This is a genomic window from Rhizobium sp. CB2179 (assembly GCF_057653455.1).
On record NZ_CM172781.1, the window covers coordinates 2,140,970 to 2,160,755 of the forward strand.

Consider the following 19,786-nt stretch of genomic DNA (forward strand, 5'->3'; position numbering starts at 1 on the left):
TTAAATATCCCTAAATTATTGGTTTTTAAGCGGTGTCCAGGATTCAAAGATGTTAACAACGGGTTAACGGACCGTGAATCTCAAGCCTTCATTAATTGTGTGAAGAGCCCAGATGTGTCACTACGATACTGGTGGAGCGGGTTTATGGTACGCGCCTTTGCCGAGCGAGTGGATAATGGTAGTGTTTTGATACCTTCCGTTTGAAAAAGCGGCTATCTACTCTGAAATGACATGCTTATCCGTCCTTCGTTGGGATGGAAGGCTGGAACGGCAAAGTTGTTCCCGGTGGGCCGAAGCCCGGGGTGCGCGGTTGGGCCGGCTGACAGTAACGAGGCATACCCGAATGGCGAACAACAAATATAACGAGTCGATTGAGGACAAGGCGTTCAAGGCATTGGACGAGGCGCTCCAGATCGACTTCAGCAAGGATAACGTACCGTCTCGCCGCGGCGACGCGCCCCAGGCCCCGGAGGCTAATGTGTCTGATCCAGTAAATGCGCGTAACCAGCAGGCCCAGGAAGAAGCGCAGCGCCGCAGCCGCCGCGGTGCCGCCGGCGAGCAGGCTTCCAGGGCTCCGGCCTTCACGCCCGCCAACGATGCCAGCCGCAATACGCCCGCCTCGATCCTGAAATCCTTTGACGGCGCCTCCAGCCGCTCGGCGGTGCGCACTGCCACCCTGTTTTCCGTGCTTTGGGTCATGGCCGGCCTCGGCCTGATGTCGCTGCTTTATGCTCCGCAGATCTGGCAGATCCGTTCGCTCGCCGATCTCGTCGCCCTGCCCGGCGTCATCGCCGGCCTCGTCGGCATCATCATTCCGGTGATGATGTTCTATGCATTCGCCATCATGATCTCCCGCGCCCAGGACATGCGCAACGCCGCCCGCTCCATGGCAGAGGTGGCATTACGCCTGGCAGAGCCGGAAACCATCGCCTCCGAGCGCATCATGACGGTCGGCCAGGCCGTGCGCCGTGAGGTCTCGGCCATGAATGAAGGCATCGAGCGCACCATCGCGCGTGCCTCCGAGCTGGAAACGCTCGTCCATTCCGAAGTCAATGCGCTTGAACGTTCTTATGCCGACAACGAATTGCGTGTTCGCGGCCTGGTCCACGAGCTCGGCTCCGAGCGCGAGGCGATCGTCAACCATGCCGACCGTATCCGCACCTCGATCGGCAGCGTGCACGACCAGTTGAAGGAAGAGCTGTCGCTTGCGACCGAAGAGATCGCGGTGCGGCTTGCCACATCTGGCGAAGCCTTCGCCTCGCTGATCGATACACGCGCCGCCACGATCCTGGAAAAGTCGGACAGCGCCCTGCAGTCGATGGGCAGCCTGCTCGCTGCCAAGACCGATACCCTGCTGCAGACCCTGAACGCATCGGGTTTTGCGCTGGCCACCGAATTCGACAACCGCCTCGAAGCCCTCTCCGTCAATCTCAACGACCATGGCGAAAGGCTGCTCAGCCAGTTCGAGACGCGCGCCTCGACCATGGACAGCAGCACCGAAAAGCTGAATGCGGCGCTGAATGAGCGCACGCACCAGCTCAACGAGATCCTGATCGCCCGCACCCGCGAGATCAATGAGAGCCTGACGTCAGGCGAACGCACCATCGGCGGCACGCTTGACGACGTGTTGTCGAAGCTGAACAGCGCGCTCGATGAAAAGGGCGCAAGCTTCCGCCAGAGCCTGCAGACCACCGCCGACGATGCCGTCATGGATCTCGACGTGCGCTCCGGCTTCTTCGAGGAGCGGCTGCAGACGACCGTCGCCCAGCTGTCGACCGCCTTCGACGAACGCGTCTCCGAATTCACCAGCGCCTTCGACAAGCGCACCGGCTCGCTCGACACCAAGCTGATGGAGAGCCTCGCTCGTATCAACGAGACGCTGACCGGCGGCTCGGATTCGATCGACGGCATCCTGAATTCCGGTATCGACCGCCTTGGTTCGTCGATATCAGACCAGTCGCTGGCGCTCGCCACCGCCCTCGCCACCGGCCACGAAGTCCTGGAAAGCACGCTCGGCAGCCGCGCGGACGAAATCACCACAGCCCTCACCAGCCGCACCGGCGAACTGACCTCGGCGCTGCAGAGCGCTACGTCTGACATCGCGCTGACGCTCGCATCGGGCACCTCCGAGCTGCAGAACAACCTTCAGACACGCTCGGCCGAATTCCGCGACGCGCTGCGCACCACCACCACCGATCTGACGACTGCCGTTGCCGCTGGCACCGAACAGGTCACCTCTGCCTTCGGCGGTCGCGCCGAGGAGCTGAGCGGCGTGCTTACCGCCCGTGCGGCCGAAATCAGCGAGGCGCTCGGCACGGCCCACGGCCGTATCGACAGCGTCATGGCAGAGCGCGGCGGCGCATTGCTCGAGGCGCTCACCACCCATCACGGCCGCTTCGAGGAAGCGCTGACGACCCGCTCCGACGCCATCATCAATGCCGTCTCCGGCACCCATGACCGTCTTGCCGAGACGCTCGACGAAAAGGCGATGGCGCTCGCCATTTCCTTGAACGAGAGCCAGGCTCGCATCGAGGACACGCTCGAGACCCGCTCCGAGGCCTTCCTCAACGCCGTGTCCGGCACGCATGATCGCCTGTCGGAAACGCTGGACAGCAAGGCGGCGGCCCTTACGACCTCGCTCGACGAGCGCCATGCCCGCATCGAGGATGCGCTTGGAACGCGCGCCGAGGCACTGCTGAACACTGTATCCGGCACGCGCGACCGTCTTGCCGAAACGCTCGACGAAAAGGCGATGGCGCTCGCCATTTCCTTGAACGAGGGCCAGGCCCGTATCGAGGATACGCTGGAAACCCGCTCCGCGGCGCTGCTGAACGCCGTCTCCGGCACCCATGATCGTCTCTCGGAGACTCTGGACGGCAAGGCGGCAGCTTTTGCCACCTCGCTCAGCGAAGGCCATGCCCGGATCGAGAATACGCTCGAAACCCGCTCCGCAGCGCTGCTGAACGCCGTCTCCAGCACCCATGATCGCCTCTCCGAGACGCTGGACGAAAAGGCGATGGCCCTCGCCATCTCGCTCAACGAAACCCAGACGCGTATCGAAGACACGCTGGAAACCCGCTCGGCAGCCCTGCTGAATGCGGTCTCCGGCACCCATGACCGCCTGTCCGAGACGCTGGACGAGAAGGCGATGACGCTCGCCATCTCGCTCAATGAGAGCCAGTCGCGGATCGAAGACACGCTGGAAGCACGCTCTGAAGCCTTCCTCAAGGCCGTGTCCGGCACGCACGACCGACTCTCGGAAACGCTCGACGAAAAGGCGACGGCGATCGCCGCCTCCCTGAACGAGGGCCAGAGCCGCCTGCAGGACACCCTGGAGAGCCGCTCGGAATCCTTACTCAATGCGGTCTCCGCCACTCACGACCGCCTGTCCGAGACACTCGACGATCGGGCGATGGCGCTTGCCATTTCGCTGAACGAGAGCCAGAGCCGTCTTGAGGAGACGCTGACAACAGGCGCCGAGGCGATCACCAATGCGGTTTCCGGCACGCATGTCGGCCTGAACGGAGTGCTCGACCAGAAGGCCGCCGCCCTCGCCGCCTCGCTAACCGAAGGCCAGGCTCGCCTCGAGGAGGCCTTGGGCCACCGCACCGCCGCGATCATCGGCGCCGTAACGGCAACCCACGATCGGCTCACCGATACGCTCGATGAAAAGACCATGGCGCTCGCCATTTCGCTCGACGATAACCAGAGCCGCTTCGACAGTGTGCTCGAAGCCCGCAGCAACGCCATCATGGAGGCCGTCTCCGGTGCCGAAGCCCGAGTCGCCGGCGCCTTCTCCGACAAGACCGATGCAATCCGCACCGCCTATACTGACAATCAGCAGCGGCTCGAAAATGCGCTTTCCGAACATAGCGCCGCCCTCTCAGGCGTTCTCGATACCGGCGGCGCCCGCTTCGAGGATCTCGTCGGCGGCTTGACCGGCCGCATCGAAGGCCGTCTGACCGATGCACATACACGGCTCGGAGGCCTCGCCGACGAGGCCGCAGCGCGCATCGAGGGCGGGCTCGCCTCTGCCCATGAGCGCATCCGCACGACGCTCGAAGACCGCGCCAACGCCATCGACCTATCGCTGAACCAGGCCCATGCGCTGATCAGCGATACGCTGGCCGAACAGGCGACCAGCATCGGCACCTCGGTGGCGACAAGCGTCGGCATGCTCGAATTGTCACTGGAGCACCGTGAAGCGGCGATCCGCCAGGCGATCGATGCCGGCGCCCAGACATTGGAAGATCGCATGCATGCCGGCGCCGGCCAGATCGCCGGTCGCTTCCAGGAGGCGGCACGTGCGATTTCGAGCTCCACCCAGGATTTGTCCACCCATCTCGATCGGTCGGTCGAAAGCCTGACGGGCCGTTTTGAAGAAACCGGATCGCGTGTGGAAGCCGGCCTTGCGGCGATCGAGACCCGCATCCGCGACGGCGTCGGCGGCGTTGCCGAAAAGGTCGAAGCGGCCAGCGGCCAACTGTCCGGCGTGCTTGCCGACGGCGTCTCCCGTATCGGCGCGCTCAGCAACGACGCCACACAGCGCATCTCGGCGACGCTCGAAGGCAGTGCCGCAAACCTCACTCAGGCGATCGACAGCCGCACCGCCAATCTGGCCGAGACGCTGGACAGCCGCACCACCAGCCTGACCGGCGCCATCGATGGCCGCACCGCGAGCCTCGCCGAAACGCTCGACCGCGGCAATGAACGCATCGAGGAACGCCTCTCCACCATGGACCGTGCGTTGACTGTCGGCCTCGATGCCGTCAATCGCACCATCGAAGGCAAGGCCGCCGGTCTCGCCTCGACGCTGCGCAGCGCAGTTGCCGACGCGGCCCAGGGAATGGAAGGCGAAGCGACGAGAACCACCGAACTGCTTGGCAAGACCGGCCAGCAATTCGCCGAGGATCTCAATGTGAAAAGCGACGAATTCACCCGCACCATGGATGAGCGCTCGTCACAGATCGTCACCCGCGTCGCCGAAGCTCAGAATCGGCTGGCAAGCCAGGCCGCTGCCGTTGCCCAGACCTTCTCGGAAGCCGGTAACGCCATCGTCAACAAGGTCGCCGAGGCCGAGACCATCGTCGGCACGCAGGTCAATGCCATCTCCAAGGTGCTGTCGGATGCCGGCCAGTCTCTGGAGACACGCGGCAATGCCATCCGCTCGACCCTGTCGGGCGCCGGCACCGAGATTTCCGCCACCATGGCGGATGTCGATCGCTCGCTGGAAGCACGCAGCAGCGCCATTCGCACCAACCTTGAAGAGCGTGCCCGCGAGATCGATACGACGTTCTCCGAAATCGACCGGGCGCTCGAAGCGCGCGGCAACTCGATCCGCTCGACGCTCGAGGAGCGCACCCGCGACCTCAACTCGATGCTATCAGGCCGTTCGGTCGAATTGACGCGCATCCTCGACGAAACGGCCCGCCCGATCATCGACCGCTACACCGATGCCGGCGAGCAGGCCGCCGCCCGCATCACCGCCGCGGCGAACCTCAGCGCCGACCGCCTGCGCGCCGAAAACGAAGCGCTCGCCAGCGCCGTTGCCGCCCGCACCGAGAATGTCGCCAATGCCGTCAGCGCCATCGAGAACAGCCTGGTCGGCAACGTCAACGGCCTCGTCGAGCGCATGTCGGAAAGCAGCGCGGCGATGGCGATGATGATGAACCGCGCCGCCGAGCAACTGACCAGCGTCGACGGTCGTCTCGGCGATACCACCACGCGCTTTGCCGACTCCGCCACCAAGGCCGCTGAAATGGTCTCCGCCTCGACCAGGCTTCTCGAAGGCAAGGTCGACCGCCTCTCCGACATTTCGGGCCAGACGCTGGCACAGGTCGGCGGCATCATCGGCCGCTTCGACGAACACTCCAAGGTTCTGACCCAGGCTTCGCAGCTTCTCGGCGCCGCCCAGTCCAACCTCGCCTCGACGCTCGAGGAACGCGAGAGCGCGCTGCAGACGCTCTCGGTCGGCCTCGTCTCGCGCTCGGCCGAGATCGAAAAGACCATGCAAGGCCTCGGCAGCATGATCGAGACCGTGTTCGAGCGGGCAGAGCAACGCTCCAACCAGGTTACCGGCAATTTGCGCCAGGGCGTGCAGTCCTCCTTCGCCGATATCGGCCGCATTCTCACCGAAACCGAGAAGCGTGCCCAGGAAGCGGCAGAGACGATGCGCGAGGCGATCACCCGCGCCGGCGACGAGGCCAATACGACGATCGACGGCACCTTCGCCAATGTCGAGCGCCGCTCCGGCGATCTCTCCAATCGCATTCGCGGCGGTCTCACCGCCTCGCTGTCGGAAGTCGATCGCATGCTCGGCGAAGCTGGCCGCGCCTCAGACGGCGCCGCCCAGCACATGCGGGAAGCGCTGCGCGAGGCGATCGATGATGCCGTCGGCCGCTTCTCCGGCGCCACCGAGGATATCCGTCGCTCTGCGGCCGACATCCGCAACGAGCTTGACGCCACCCGCGCCGAACTGAAGCGCGGCGCCTTCGATCTTCCCGAGGAAGCCAAGGAAAGCGCCTCGGCCATGCGCCGGGCCGTCGCCGAGCAGATCAAGGCGCTGCAGGATATCTCCCAGCTGGTCGGCCGCTCCAGCCAGCAGCTCGAGATCTCCGAGCCCGTCGCCCGCACACTCGCTCAGGTGCAGCCGGCCCCGCGTCCTGCCCAGCCGGTCGCAGCCCAGCCGCCGCAGCCGGCAGCACCGCCGCCGATCGAAGCGACAGGTCTGCGCGGAGCGATCGCACCGTCTGCGCCGGCTGCCGCCCCCCAGCGCGCCGCGCCGCAGCCTGCCCCCGCTCGCCAGGAAACAGGCCGCCCGGAAACAGGTCGCCAAGAGCCGGCTCGTCCGGAAAGCGGCGGCTGGATCAGCGATCTCCTGCGTGGCGCATCGCGTGAGGACGCCGCCGACGAGGCCGCGGCCGCCCGTGTTCCTGCCCGCCCGGCGGAAACTGCCGCGCCGGCCGCGCGCAGCAACGACAGCCGCAATCCGCGCCACGTCGTCGAATCGCTGAACTCGCTCTCGGTCGATATCGCCCGCGCCATCGATCACGACGCCTCGGTCGATCTCTGGCGCCGTTACCAGCGCGGCGAGCGCGACGTCTTCACCCGCCGCCTCTACACGCTGAAGGGCCAGCAGACCTTCGACGAGATCAAGCGCAAATACGACCGCGAACCGGAGTTCCGCACCGCCGTCGACCGCTACATCGGTGATTTCGAAAAGCTGCTCGCCGACGTCGCCCGCACCGACCCGAACCGGACGGTGACGCAGTCCTACCTCACCTCGGACACGGGCAAGGTCTACACCATGCTCGCTCATGCCGCAGGCAGGCTCGGCTGAACTCGCTGATCTGAACTGGAATTACCCGGGAAAGCCGCTTGAACATGTGTCAGGCGGCTTTCGCCATCCAGCCACGGAAACTTCGCCCGAAATGACCAAAGCCCTCGTGATCATCGACGTCCAGAATGCCATCCTCTCCGGCAAAGCCTCGCCAGAGCGGCAGCCCCAAGTCGATGCCGCACTCGACCAGACCGTCGCACGGCTGGCCGCGCTACAGGAAAAAGCTCGGCAGGCGGGCGCGCCGATCGTACTCGTTCAGCATGACGGCGACAGCGGCCATCGATTGGCTGTCGGCACGCCAGGTTGGGCGCTACGCGACGAGATCGCGCCGAGGCAGGCCGAGGTCGTTGTGCGCAAGAAAAGCGCCGACTCCTTCTTCGAGACCGATCTTGGAGAACGCCTGGGCGAACGATCGGTCACTCACCTCGTCGTGGGTGGATGCATGTCCCAATTCTGCGTCGACACGACAGTCAGGCGAGCCGTGTCGCTCGGATATGATGTGACGTTGATTGCCGATGGTCACACGACCAGCGACACGGCGACCTTAGCCTTCTCCGAGATCATTGCCCATCACAATGAAACACTCGATGGTTTCGATGCGGGCAAGGCGACGGTAGAAATCCGCCCCGCTGCCGAGATCGACTTTTCCTAAATTTTCGGACCACATGGGAACCCGGGACCGTTTGGCGGCCCCGGGTTCCGATATCTCACCGATCGGCCGCTATATTCCAGTTGTAGACGCACCGATCGAGGCCGATGGCGATCTCAAGCACCAGCACGTCGTGGTCGACGGCCGCTCCCTTCCTCGGCTGCGACCGGTAGCGCTGCGGAAAATCCGTGCGTCGGGAGATCGAGCAGACCTCCATCCATTTGTCGCCATTGTCGACCTCGATATCGACAGTCACCTCCGAATAGGCCGGCAGCCGGTCGGAGGGCACGATCCGGGTCGGCAGATGGATCAGCGATGCGATCATCCGGCGGACCGGCTCGAGGCAGGCGGCGTGATAGTCGTTGCCGCTGTCGGCCGTGAAGGCGCATTGGAATTCGAGCTGCCAGAATTCCTTCAGCCGCATGTGTTTGGTCGGCTGCTCCTGCTCGCGACGATAGGATCTGCCGGCCTGCCAGACGCAGAGCGGCAACCGTGTCTTCGAATGATTGCCGAGAATATGCTGCATGTAGATGTAGGTCGACGGCGTGGTCTCCGGTCTCAGCACCAGCGCGGTCTCGCTGGTGGAGAGCTGTTCCTGGACCCAGATATCGGCGTTCGAATAGGCGCTTGAAACCAGCGACCGCGGCATCAACGCCGGCGCCTCGACCCTCCTGACATCCCAGGCTGGATTGACGGATCTGAGGAAGCTGCGGACCTCTTGCGAGAAGAAGCCGATCATATGATCGCGCAGCTGGATCTCGCGCTCCTCCCAATGGACGAGCGAATTGACATGATAAATATTGAGCACGGTGCCTGTCTCCCTGGCAACCTTGATTGACGTGGTGAGGGGCTTTACGTCCAGCAGCGCGCCGGACGCGGAGCGCCCTGACGTCACAGCAGGACGCGAAGACCTCGCCCGCCAAGAGCGCGCACGATCGCGACCTGCAGGCAGGTGCTGATATGACGAGAGAAAGACGCGCGCTTCATGCTCATGGCGAGTTTTCTACGAGCCGTGCGCATCATTGTCAAAACCGAAGAGGGTGAGACAAAAGGAATCAGCTGTGGATGACCCTTTTTTATTGCCCCCTGTCCTTCATTCCGTCACAAACTTTTCTGATCCGCTCACATTAAAGCGAATAGCTCACTCCACCATCCAAACGATCGAGACAGCAACATTGATGACCAAGACGACATCCCGGCTCCTTGCCACCGCGCTCTCCTCCGTTTTCCTGATGGGCGCCTTCACTCTGGCCCAGGCAGGCCAGGCAAGCTTCGTCGTGGATGCCCAGTCCGGCCAGGTCCTCGAAGGTTCCAATCAGGACGATCTGAACTATCCGGCGTCGCTGACCAAGATGATGACGCTCTATCTCGCCTTCGAAGCCCTGCATGACGGACGCCTCAACTGGGACCAGAAGCTCACCATGTCAGAAAATGCCGAGAGCAAGGAGCCCTTCAAGCTCGCTGTCGGCGCCGGCCGCAAGGTGACGCTGCGCGAAGCGGTCGAAGGAATTGTCGTGCTCTCTGCCAATGATGCGGCTGTGGCGATCGCTGAACAGCTTGGCGGCTCCGAACAGGTTTTCGCCAAGGCGATGACCGACAAGGCACACCAGCTCGGTATGAAGGATACGGTCTTCAAAAATCCGTCGGGCCTTCCCGATCCGGAGCAGGTCACCACGGCGCGGGACATGGCGACACTCGGCGTTTCGCTGATGCGGGACTTCCCCGAAGAGTTCAAGCTCTTCTCCATGCGCGGCTTCCAGTTCCGCGGCATGAAGCTGCGCGGCCACAACAACCTCATGTATCGCTATGACGGCGTCGACGGCATCAAGACCGGCTATACCGATGCATCGGGCTACAATGTCGTGACCTCGGCGCTGAAGGATGGCCGCCGCGTGGTCGGCGTCGTCATGGGCGAAAAGACTGCGAGCATACGCGACGACAAAATGGCAAGCTTGCTGGACAGCACCCTGTCGCCGTCATCGACCGCCACAGCTTCTACGACACCGGGCAGCCAGCCGGGAGCGACGATGACGGATTCGCAGCCGACCAAATAGGCCCGATGAGCAGAGACCTGCCGGCAGGTTTCGCTGCCGAGTTATCTGAAAGCGACTTCCAGATGCTGCCGGTCTTGCGCGATCACCCTGCAATTCGTTTCGAAACCTTCGCCTTTGATGGCCAGGACGAATTCCGAAGGAATGCCTGATGTATTGGAGACTGAGATGCCGGCGCTCTCCGATCCAATGGATTTGACGGTGCAGTCGATGGTCGAGCGTCGATCGTTGAACAGGATCGAACCCGCCTTCAGCACTCGCCGTCGAGCCCCAATGGCGTGATCGGCGTGGATCGAACTCCACGACACACAACGATTCCGCCCGCCATGCTTGGCCTGATACATCGCCGCATCCGCCTGAGCCAGCAAGGTCTCGATCTCTTTGCTGACAATGGAGAGTGCGGACGTTCCGAAGCTGGCAGTAACGGTCAGGGCGCCATGATCGCCGCGTATGATCTGAGAGGCGATGGCGGCTCTGAGTTTCTCGGCGACTGCGGCAGCACCTTCCCGATCGACATGCGGCAGGATGACGGCAAATTCCTCGCCGCCAAGACGGCCGAACAGATCGCCGGCTCGAAGGGTCGCCTTGCAGGTCGATGCCACCGCCTTGAGGACCTCGTCTCCGGCCGCATGCCCATGCGTATCATTCACCTTCTTGAAATGATCGATATCGAAGACGATACATGACAAGTCGTGTTGATGCCGCACGGCAAGCGAAATGAGCTGCTCGGCCTCCTGCTTGAAGGCACGCCGCGTCATCGCCTCGGTCAGGCTGTCGATCGCGGCCGACTGCATGAGCTCGATGCGGTCCATCGCCGCTCCCGCCAGTTCCTCGAGAATGCCGAGATCTCTGTTGCCGAACGATCTTGGCCTGCGGTCGATCGCGCAAACCGTTCCGATCATGTGCCCGGCTTTTGTTCTCAACGGCACACCGGCATAAAAACGAATATTGTCCTCGCCCGTCACCGAAGGATGCTGTGAAAACCGGGGGTCCTTGGTAGCGTCCTGCACGACAACAGGCCTTTCACAATCCACAACGTAGCGGCAGAACGTGTCTTCGCGCGACACCTCGTCGCCCGCGAGGCCGGAGCAAGCCTTATACCATTGCCGATGCGCATCGATCAGCGACACGATGCCGATGTCGATGGAAAAGATCTCCTTTATCAGGCGTACGATCCGCTCGAAGCCCTCGTCCCTCGGAGTGTCGAGGATATCGAGCTGCTGCAACACAGCCAGGCGATCATTTTCGCGCTGGATCGCCTCCGATGACGATTTCCCGAAGACCCGTGCAACCACCATGCAGCATTCCTCCTGAAAGGGACTGTATGATGCGTTCCATAAATTCGTGAAGAAATTGAATACGATGACGACCCCTATGCCATGGGATCAAATATTTTTCACAATCGACAACCCCCGATATTCAAGGGGCGGTCTCGAAATTCCAGTTCAAATTGAGCGCAGCGTCCAGCTGACGATCTCGGAGGCGACCGTGGAGAAGGCGCGGTCGAGGCCTTTGACGAAGCCGTCATTGTCGCCGCCGGACGGCGCCAAGGCGCGGAACACCTTCTGGGCGCGCACCGAACCATTGCGATCGTTGAGGATCTTGGCGGAGATCTCGACCACCGCCTGGTTGCCGTTCGAAGCATCGATCTCGAAGGAGCGGATATCGGTGACGATCTGGTAGTCGATCGCCAGCCCCTGCCCCGGCATGCCGACGCCGCCGAGCTTGCCCGAGTTCTCGAAGGCTTCCACCAGCTTGGACTGCACTATGCGCGGCAGCTTGTCGCCCCACTGCGCCTTTGAGAGATACTGGATTTCCGAAGGCGAAACACGGATGACGATCTGCTCGCTGTCGAGCGACCTTAGCGCCGTCGGGCTGGCGATCAGGATCTGGCGGGATTTGGCCGCGGGCCCGCTGCCATCGACGGCGGCGGGCAGGTCATAGGTGTCGTTCTTGGCCGCGGTGCCGCACCCCGAAAGGATCAGCGCCGTCAGCGGCAGCGCGATCACCGTTCCCCTGATCCGAGAACGGCGCGACAACAGATGCGATGCGACCATATTAGGCTACCCCTGATTTCCCAGTTAACGCCGCGTCCGGCCGTCATATTGCTTCACCGTGTCCCCGCCGAAGATCAGACGTTGCGGATTGCGGTCGAAGTTGGTGATCGTATCGTTCAGATTGCTCACGGTCCCGCGCATGTCGTTGACGAGAGTCTGCACGTCGCGCAAGCCGCCGCTCGAGAATTTCTGCAGATTGTCGGCGATCGGCCCGATCCGCGAATTCAGGTTGTCGGCGACCTTCTTGAAGGATTCCAGCGTATTGCGCGCTTCAGTGAACAGCGATTGCGTATTGTCGGTGCCGAGCAGCGCATCGACCTTGATGAGAATGCCGTCGATGCGGGTCGAGGCCGAATTCAGCTTGTTGGAAAGCTGCGACACGTCCTGGATCGTCTGGTCGATATCTTTCTGACGCGCCGAAACCGTGTTGGCGACCTCGCGGATCGAGGCGACGGCGGCGCGCGCATCCTTGGTCGCCTGCGCGATATCGTCGACAGAGCCCTTCACCTTCGCCGGGTCGATCTGGGCAACGAGCGTATCGACGCGATCGAGTGTCGCCTGCGCCTGTTTGCCGAAATCGTTGAAGGTGGTGGCGGTCTGGTCGAACTTCTGGATCGCACCCTTGAGGTCGCCCGAGGCATCGGCGACATTGGCGGTAATCTTCTCGGCATTGGAGACGATGTTGTCGATCTTCTGCGCATCGACCGCCTTGACCAGCGATTCGACGGCTTGAAGCGTCGAATCGACACGACCGGAGACCGCCTTCACCGTATTGGAGAGCTCACCCACGCTCTGCAGGAAGGCGTCGATATTGCCGGAATTCTTGGCAAGTGCATCGGAGAACGTCTCGGCATTCTTGAAAGTCTCGGTCAGCGGCCCACGCGAATCTTCGATGAAACCCTGAAGTTCGCCGACCGCGTCATTAGCGCGATCGAGGATCTTGTCTGCGGTCGCCAGGAGATTGGTGACGCTCGACTGGTCGGCGACGATGACGGCGCGTTTGCCGTTGTCGATCGCATGCTGGAGGATGCTTTCCTCGCCCTTGCGGCCGCCTGAGAGTTCGATATAGGCAGCCCCGGTCAAGCCCTGGATTTCAAGGGCGGCCTTGGTCGAGGGGTAGATCGGCGCATCGGTGCGCACCTGGGTGAAGGCCAGCGAATATTGCGGATCGTCGGCATCGATCGACAGCGTTTGCACCGAGCCGATCTGGATGCCGTTGAAGCGCACCGGCGAGCCGACGCTGAGGCCGTTGGCCGAGCCCGGAATACGCACGATCAGTTCCGTCATCGGGCCGCCGCGGCCATATTCGGCCATCCAGTAGACGAAGCCGAAGGCAGCCGCGATCACCAGCACCGTGAAAAAACCGACAATCGTGTAATTGGCTTTGGTTTCCATCTTATCCGGTCACTTTCCGCTGCTGTCGTGCCGCGCGGCAGCATCGTTCTGCGGCACAATCGACCGCGCGCGTTTGCCCTTGAAATAGGCCTGCACCCACGGATCGTCATAGGCCAGCATGTCGTCGATCGTGCCTTCCACCATTACTCGCTTCTTTCCGAGCACGGCAATACGGTCGCAGACCGAAAACAGGCTGTCGAGGTCGTGCGTGACCATATACACGGTCAATCCCAGACTATCGCGCAGGTTGGCGATCAGTTCGTCGAATTCGGCCGCACCGATCGGGTCGAGGCCGGAGGTCGGCTCGTCCAGGAAGACGAGTTCCGGATCGAGTGACAGTGCGCGGGCAAGGGCTGCGCGCTTGATCATGCCGCCGGACAGTTCGGATGGATATTTGTCGGCGGCATCGGCTGCAAGCCCGACCATACGGATCTTCAGATGCGCCAGTTCGTCCATCAGCGAGGTCGGCAGGTCGAGATATTCGCGCATCGGAACCTGGATGTTTTCCTTGACCGTCAGCGACGAGAACAGCGCCCCCTGCTGGAACAACACGCCGAGCCGCATGTCGAGGGCGTTGCGCTGCGGCTCGTCGAGTTCGTCGAAATCCTGGCCGAGGATCTTGATCGTGCCGGAGCGGCGCGGCAGCAGCCGGAGCACCGTGCGCATCAGCACCGATTTACCCGTGCCCGACGCGCCGACGAATCCGAGGATCTCGCCGCGGTAGATATTGAGGTTCAGATTGTCGAGCACGACCTTGGAGCCGAAGCCGACGGTGACGTCGCGCGCCGACAGCACGATGTCCCTTTCGTCCTTGTCTTCCATATCGATCGGTTTCTCGTCCACGCGGTCCGCCATCCTAGAAATCGATCGCTGCATAGAACATCGCAAAAAGCCCGTCCATCAGGATGACGACGAAAATCGCCTTCACCACCGCGGCCGTCACGTGCTGGCCGAGCGATTCCGCACTGCCGCCAACCTTCAGCCCCTCGACGGCGGCGACGATGCCGATGACCAGCGCCATGAACGGCGCCTTGATCATGCCTGACAGCACCGTCGACAATGTGACCGCCTCGTGGAGGCGCGACAGGAAATTGGCGAAGGTGATGCCGGAATAGCCCCAGGCGACAGCGGCAGCACCGCCGAGCGAAGCGAAATTCGCCAGCACCGTCAAAAGCGGCAGCGCAATGGTCAGCGCCACCAGCCGCGGAAAGATCAGCACGCCGATCGGGTTCAGCCCCATCACCTTCAGCGCGTCGATCTCTTCGCGCATCTTCATCGAACCGATTTCGGCGGTGATGGCGCTGCCCGAGCGGCCGGCGATCATGATCGAAGTCAGAAGCACGCCGATTTCGCGCAATTGCAGGATGCCGACGAGATCGACGACGAAAACCTCAGCACCGAAGTAGCGCAGCTGGAAGGCGCCCTGCTGGGCGATGATCGCCCCGATCAAGAAAGACATCAGCAAGATGATCGGAACGGCGCGAACGCCCATATGGTCGATCTGGTTGACGATCGAGGCCGGCGAAACGCCGCTGCCGCGGCCGAACTTCATCTGCGCGCCGCGCACCGCCGAGCCAAGGATATACATGGCGGCGGCGAAATTGTCCCAGACCTCGTAGGTCATTTTGCCGATCGGCGCGAAGATGCGCGCGGCAAGCGAGACTTTCTCCGTCTGCTCCGGCTCGACCTTGGTCGGCTCCTCGGAAAACATCTCCAGCATTTCGTCGATATGCGAGTTGGTGCCTTCGAAGCGAACCGTCCGCCCGCCCGCCTCTTCTTGCTTCTTCAGCCGGCACAGCAGCCAGATGCCGGCGGTGTCGATCTCCGAAATATCCGAGAGGTCTACCGTCAGGTCGCCAGTCTTCTTCTGCAAAAGCTTTTCGAAATCGCGTAGCACCAGATGGATGTAGGCGCTGCGCCAATTGCCCTGAAGACGCACACGCTGTCCCGATCCATCAGCCTGGTCGTCCACATCAAGGGAGGCGGCGTTGCGATTCTCGGCGTTCAAGATACTTGTGTCTTTCAAGGCTTACAGCGACATTGCCGAATCGCGAAGCAGATCGTTCGCCCGGCGCGTCAATATACAGAAGCACCGTGCAATTTCCATGCTTGCAGGAGAGCAATAATGCCGCGCACCCTCGATATCCAGATGAATTCCTTTCCGATTGCCGGGACCTTCACCATCTCGCGCGGGGCAAAGACCGAAGCCGAGGTTATCACCTGCACGCTTGTCGAAGAGGGTGCGCAGGGGCGCGGAGAATGCGTACCTTACCGCCGCTACGGCGAGACCATGGAGAGCGTTTTCGCCCAGATCGAGGCGGCGCGACCGCTGATCGAAGCCGGCATTTCACGCCATGACCTGCTGTCGGCCATGCCGCCGGGCGCGGCCCGCAACGCCGTCGATTGTGCCCTCTGGGACCTCCAGGCAAAGCAGACAGGAGACAGCGTCGCCGCCCGCCTCGGCATTGCCGCTCCGCAGCCGCTCACCACCGCTTACACCATCTCGCTCGGTGAACCGGAGGTGATGGCCGCCCAGGCGCGCGAACATGCCGGCCGCGCCCTGCTGAAGGTCAAGGTCGGCACCGGCGACGATGAAAGCCGCATCCGCGCCGTCCGCGCCGCCGCGCCCGATGCCGCCATCATTCTCGACGCCAATGAGGGCTGGCCGGAGGCCGTGTTGGAGCGTCATCTCCATATCGCCGCGGAAGCAGGCATCGCCCTCGTCGAGCAGCCGCTGCCGGCTGGCCGCGATGGGCTGCTCGCCGAAATCCGCCGCCCGCTCCTCGTCTGCGCCGATGAGAGTGTCCACCACACCGGCGATCTCGCAAGCCTTGCCGACCGCTACGACGCGATCAACATCAAGCTCGACAAGACCGGCGGCCTGACGGAGGCGCTGTCGATGAAGGCCGAGGCCGAACGGCTCGGATTCAGTATCATGATCGGCTGCATGGTCGGCACCTCGCTTGCCATGGCGCCCGCCGTTCTCCTCGCCCAGAATGCCGATTTCGTCGATCTCGACGGTCCGCTGCTGCTTGCCCGCGACCGCGATCCCGGCCTGCGCTACGCCGCTTCGCTGGTCCTTCCGCCGGAAAGCACCCTTTGGGGCTGAAGATAGTAGGCGAAGATGACGAGGCCGAGGCCGGAAAACGCGACCAGCGCCATGACGTAATAGCTGACGACGCCGAGCCAGGCATAAAGATAACCCGACGCCAGGGTCATCAGCGCCATCGCCATGCCGACATAGAAGAAATAGGCGCCCTGTGCCGAAGATTCCTGCGTCTCCTGCACCGTCGCCATGATCCGTCGCTGCACGCCGGTATGCACGAAGGCATAGGTGAAGCCGTGGAAACATTGCAGCAGGAAGAAACCGGCAAAACCGGTATTCATCGGAAACAGGATCCAGCGGCAGACGCTGATGGCGCAGCCGAAGCGGATCAGCGTCCAGGCATCGAAGCGACGGTTGAGACGCTTCGACAGGAAGAACACCGTCACTTCCGAGGCGACGCCGGCGCTCCAGAGCAGCCCGACCTCAGTCCCGGAGAAGCCGAGCTGATGCCAGTAGATCGAGGAAAAAGCGTTCAGCACCGCATGGCTCGACTGCTGGATGGCAACGCCGATCAAAAGCAGCAGCAGGTGCGGCTCGCGCAGGCCACTGCCGGTAGCGGCTGGGATGTTGATCGGCTGGCCCCGCCGTCGCGTTGGCCCGATGCGCGGACAGAAGATCGCCATGACAACGGTCATGACAAAGCCGAACACCATGACATCGAGCACCATTCCGCCGCCCCACCGGCTGATCATCTGGCCACCGACCAGCGTCGAGACGATAAAGGCGATGGAGCCCCACACGCGCATCGACCCGTAATCGAGCCCCCAGCGGCGCACGCCCGAGATGACGATGGATTCGACGACGGGCACATAGGGTGCGAAGGTGGCGCCCTGCAGCGCATAGACGATCGTCACCGGCCAGAAAGTCGTCGTCCAGAACAGCGCGACCGCCGTCAGCAGCGAAAGGCCGCCCGACCAGAGCAGCACGTCGGCGCGCTCCTTCAATCGATCGGCGATCATGGCGACGACAGGCGCCACCAGCACGCGAACCACCATGGGTATGGCAAGGATGATGCCGATCTCATGATCGCTAAAGCTATGGGTTGCGAGCCAGACGGGAAAGAACGGCAGGACGATGCCGTTGACGAGCAGCGGCGCACAATAGGAAAGCGCACTGAGAAGCCGGAAGCGCGGCGGCGCTCCCTCACCCGTCGGGGAATTTTGAGCGGGAATCATGGGTGGACCTGAAGGAAACTGGACGTTGTCCTAACACACCACCCTGGAGGCGACTATTGCGAGAAATAGCCGTTCTGAAACGTTTTAGAAAATAAATAGGGCCTGTCGCCTGACGGTAACGGCTAAATTCGTGGGAGCGCAGGCGCGGATGCGCCGGCGCCAAAATCAGGCGGCTTGCGGGGCCAGTTCGCCCTCGTCATGCATTTCGATAGCGGCAAGCGCCGGCACGCTGCTGGCGAGCGCCCGCCAGGTGATCAGTTCGAACGTGCCATCCTCGTGCTCGGCGACAGCCGTGCAGCTTTCCACCCAATCGCCGGTGTTGATGTAGCGGATACCGTCCATGTCCTGGATGATGGCATGATGGATATGTCCGCAGATCACCCCATCGGCGCCGTTTTTGCGGGCTTCCTCGGCCACGACGCGCTCAAATTCGCCGATAAAGTTGACAGCATGCTTGACCTGCAGCTTCGCCCAGGCCGAGAACGACCAGTAGGGCATGCCGAGTCGGCGGCGCACCGCCGCCAGGATGATGTTGATGCGGATTGCCGTGTCATAGGCCCAGTCGCCGAGATAGGCGAGCAGTCGGGCGTTGCGGACGACGACGTCGAACTCGTCGCCATGCAGGATCAGATATTTTCTGCCGTCGGCGCCGTCATGCATCATACGCTCGACGACCTCGATGCCGCCGAAATGCATGCCCGGGAAGGCGCGCAGGAATTCGTCGTGATTGCCGGGAATATAAACGACGCGCGTACCCTTGCGCGCCTTGCGCAACAGTTTCTGGACGACGTCGTTGCAGACCTGCGGCCAGTACCAGCTGCGCTTCAGGCGCCAGCCGTCGACGATGTCGCCGACGAGCACGATCGTATCGGCTTCGTGGTGGCGCAGGAAATCCAAGAGGAAGTCGGCCTTCGCGGCCTTCGAGCCGAGATGGACATCGGAAATGAAGAGCGTGCGGAAATGTCTGGGTTCCATCATGTCTTTCACGAGCTACCGCTCATGTCCCATCTTTCATCTAGCCTTCCAAAACCAGACTCGTGTTTCAGGAAGATGACAAGCTGGGGAAAAGCCCTGCAAACCTGTTCATTCCGCGCGGGTAGTAGTCCCGTCGCCACGCGGGCAGTATGCCCGTCGCCGCCAGGTCCCGCGACAAGGTTGCCCTGTTCATTCAGGGCGTTCATGATGGCGCCGATTCCATATCCGACAATGCGGGATGGCTGATGCGTCTCTTTCTCGTTCGCCACGGCGAATCCCTCGGCAACATCAACGAACAGGCCTACCGCCAATTCGGCGATCACAACGTGCCGCTGACGCAGTGGGGCCATCGGCAGGCTCTCGAAGCAGGCGGCGTGATCGCGTCCTATCTCAGGTCATTGCCGAGCGCGGGTTTCGGCAAGCTGCATATCTGGTATTCGCCCTTTCTGAGGACCCGGCAGAGCAAAGATGCGCTGCTCGAAGCACTGCCGGAAAGTTTTGTCGGCGGCATCAGGGAGGACTATCTGTTGCGCGAGCAGGATTTCGGTCTCTTCACCGAAATCTACGACCACGCCGAACAGAAGCAGAAGTTTCCCGACGAGTTCGAAAAATGGGCGAGGCTGCGCAGTAACAGCGGCAAGTTCTACGCACGGCCGCCGGATGGCGAAAGCCGGGCGGATGTGGCCCAGCGGGTGCGCCTGTTCCTGCAGACCGTCATGCACGGTGCCGAAAATGGCGACCACAACGTGGTGATCGTCGGTCATGGCGTCACCAACCGGGCGGTCGAAATGAATTTTCTGCACCGCCCCGTCGAGTGGTTCGAGCGCTCCGACAATCCCGGAAACGCCGATATCACGCTGATCGAGGGGACGCGCTCGCAAGGATACGAGTCGATCCTGCTGCATCAGGCGGCCGATCGGCAGCCGGGACAGGAAGGCGAACTGCGCGATGCCTATGGCGCCGACGTGACGATCACGCCGAAGCCGACTGCATAATTCCTTAAATCGGAACGGCGCAAAGCTGTGGTGGGTTGCGCAAG

Annotated in this window: 13 protein-coding genes; 5 read left to right on the forward strand and 8 right to left on the reverse strand. The window is 62.5% G+C overall.

The window, feature by feature from the left end:
- Positions 1 to 343 precede the first annotated feature (343 nt).
- Both AC244Q_RS10745 and AC244Q_RS10750 read left to right on the forward strand, forming a co-directional pair.
- Entirely contained in the window at positions 344 to 7,339 is a 6,996-nt protein-coding gene (locus AC244Q_RS10745) for an apolipoprotein A-IV repeat region-like domain-containing protein (RefSeq protein ID WP_128406500.1), read from the forward strand.
- 91 nt (positions 7,340 to 7,430) lie between these two features.
- Entirely contained in the window at positions 7,431 to 7,991 is a 561-nt protein-coding gene (locus tag AC244Q_RS10750) for a cysteine hydrolase family protein (protein ID WP_012757673.1), read from the forward strand.
- A 55-nt stretch (positions 7,992 to 8,046) separates the two neighbouring features.
- Here the strand turns inward: AC244Q_RS10750 and AC244Q_RS10755 are convergent, their stop codons facing one another.
- A complete protein-coding gene (locus AC244Q_RS10755) occupies positions 8,047 to 8,796 on the reverse strand; it encodes an aminoacyl--tRNA ligase-related protein (protein ID WP_128406501.1) in 750 nt (249 codons plus the stop codon).
- A gap of 370 nt (positions 8,797 to 9,166) precedes the next feature.
- On the opposite strand from AC244Q_RS10755, the gene AC244Q_RS10760 reads away from it, so the two are divergent.
- Positions 9,167 to 10,042, forward strand: a complete 876-nt coding sequence (locus AC244Q_RS10760) for a D-alanyl-D-alanine carboxypeptidase family protein (RefSeq protein ID WP_128406502.1) — start codon at positions 9,167 to 9,169, stop codon at positions 10,040 to 10,042.
- Positions 10,043 to 10,083: 41 nt separating this feature from the next.
- Here the strand turns inward: AC244Q_RS10760 and AC244Q_RS10765 are convergent, their stop codons facing one another.
- The 5 genes from AC244Q_RS10765 to AC244Q_RS10785 form a co-directional block, all read right to left on the reverse strand.
- On the reverse strand, positions 10,084 to 11,337 hold the full coding sequence (locus AC244Q_RS10765; RefSeq protein ID WP_128406503.1) for a sensor domain-containing diguanylate cyclase: 1,254 nt from the start codon (positions 11,335 to 11,337) through the stop codon (positions 10,084 to 10,086).
- Positions 11,338 to 11,484: 147 nt separating this feature from the next.
- The gene (locus AC244Q_RS10770) at positions 11,485 to 12,096 is read right to left on the reverse strand and encodes an ABC-type transport auxiliary lipoprotein family protein (protein WP_128406504.1); all 612 of its coding nucleotides are present in this window, start codon (positions 12,094 to 12,096) and stop codon (positions 11,485 to 11,487) included.
- A gap of 24 nt (positions 12,097 to 12,120) precedes the next feature.
- Positions 12,121 to 13,491, reverse strand: coding sequence for an MlaD family protein (locus AC244Q_RS10775; protein WP_029875480.1), 1,371 nt, complete (start codon positions 13,489 to 13,491; stop codon positions 12,121 to 12,123).
- 9 nt (positions 13,492 to 13,500) lie between these two features.
- A complete protein-coding gene (locus tag AC244Q_RS10780; RefSeq protein ID WP_011652197.1) occupies positions 13,501 to 14,346 on the reverse strand; it encodes an ABC transporter ATP-binding protein in 846 nt (281 codons plus the stop codon).
- Position 14,347: 1 nt separating this feature from the next.
- A complete protein-coding gene (locus tag AC244Q_RS10785; RefSeq protein ID WP_197725657.1) occupies positions 14,348 to 15,517 on the reverse strand; it encodes an ABC transporter permease in 1,170 nt (389 codons plus the stop codon).
- 99 nt (positions 15,518 to 15,616) lie between these two features.
- Here AC244Q_RS10785 and dgcA point away from each other — a divergent pair, with 99 nt between their 5' ends.
- Entirely contained in the window at positions 15,617 to 16,600 is a 984-nt protein-coding gene (gene dgcA, locus AC244Q_RS10790; RefSeq protein ID WP_018492957.1) for an N-acetyl-D-Glu racemase DgcA, read from the forward strand.
- Here dgcA and AC244Q_RS10795 read toward each other — a convergent pair.
- Positions 16,552 to 17,772: an MFS transporter gene (locus AC244Q_RS10795; RefSeq protein WP_128407313.1), complete on the reverse strand. Its 1,221-nt coding sequence runs from the start codon at positions 17,770 to 17,772 to the stop codon at positions 16,552 to 16,554. The genes dgcA and AC244Q_RS10795 overlap by 49 nt on opposite strands.
- Positions 17,773 to 17,937: 165 nt before the next feature.
- Complete coding sequence (locus AC244Q_RS10800) at positions 17,938 to 18,750, reverse strand: UDP-2,3-diacylglucosamine diphosphatase (protein ID WP_026238397.1); 813 nt, start codon at positions 18,748 to 18,750, stop codon at positions 17,938 to 17,940.
- A 242-nt stretch (positions 18,751 to 18,992) separates the two neighbouring features.
- On the opposite strand from AC244Q_RS10800, the gene AC244Q_RS10805 reads away from it, so the two are divergent.
- On the forward strand, positions 18,993 to 19,742 hold the full coding sequence (locus tag AC244Q_RS10805; protein ID WP_128407314.1) for a histidine phosphatase family protein: 750 nt from the start codon (positions 18,993 to 18,995) through the stop codon (positions 19,740 to 19,742).
- Positions 19,743 to 19,786: the final 44 nt, after the last annotated feature.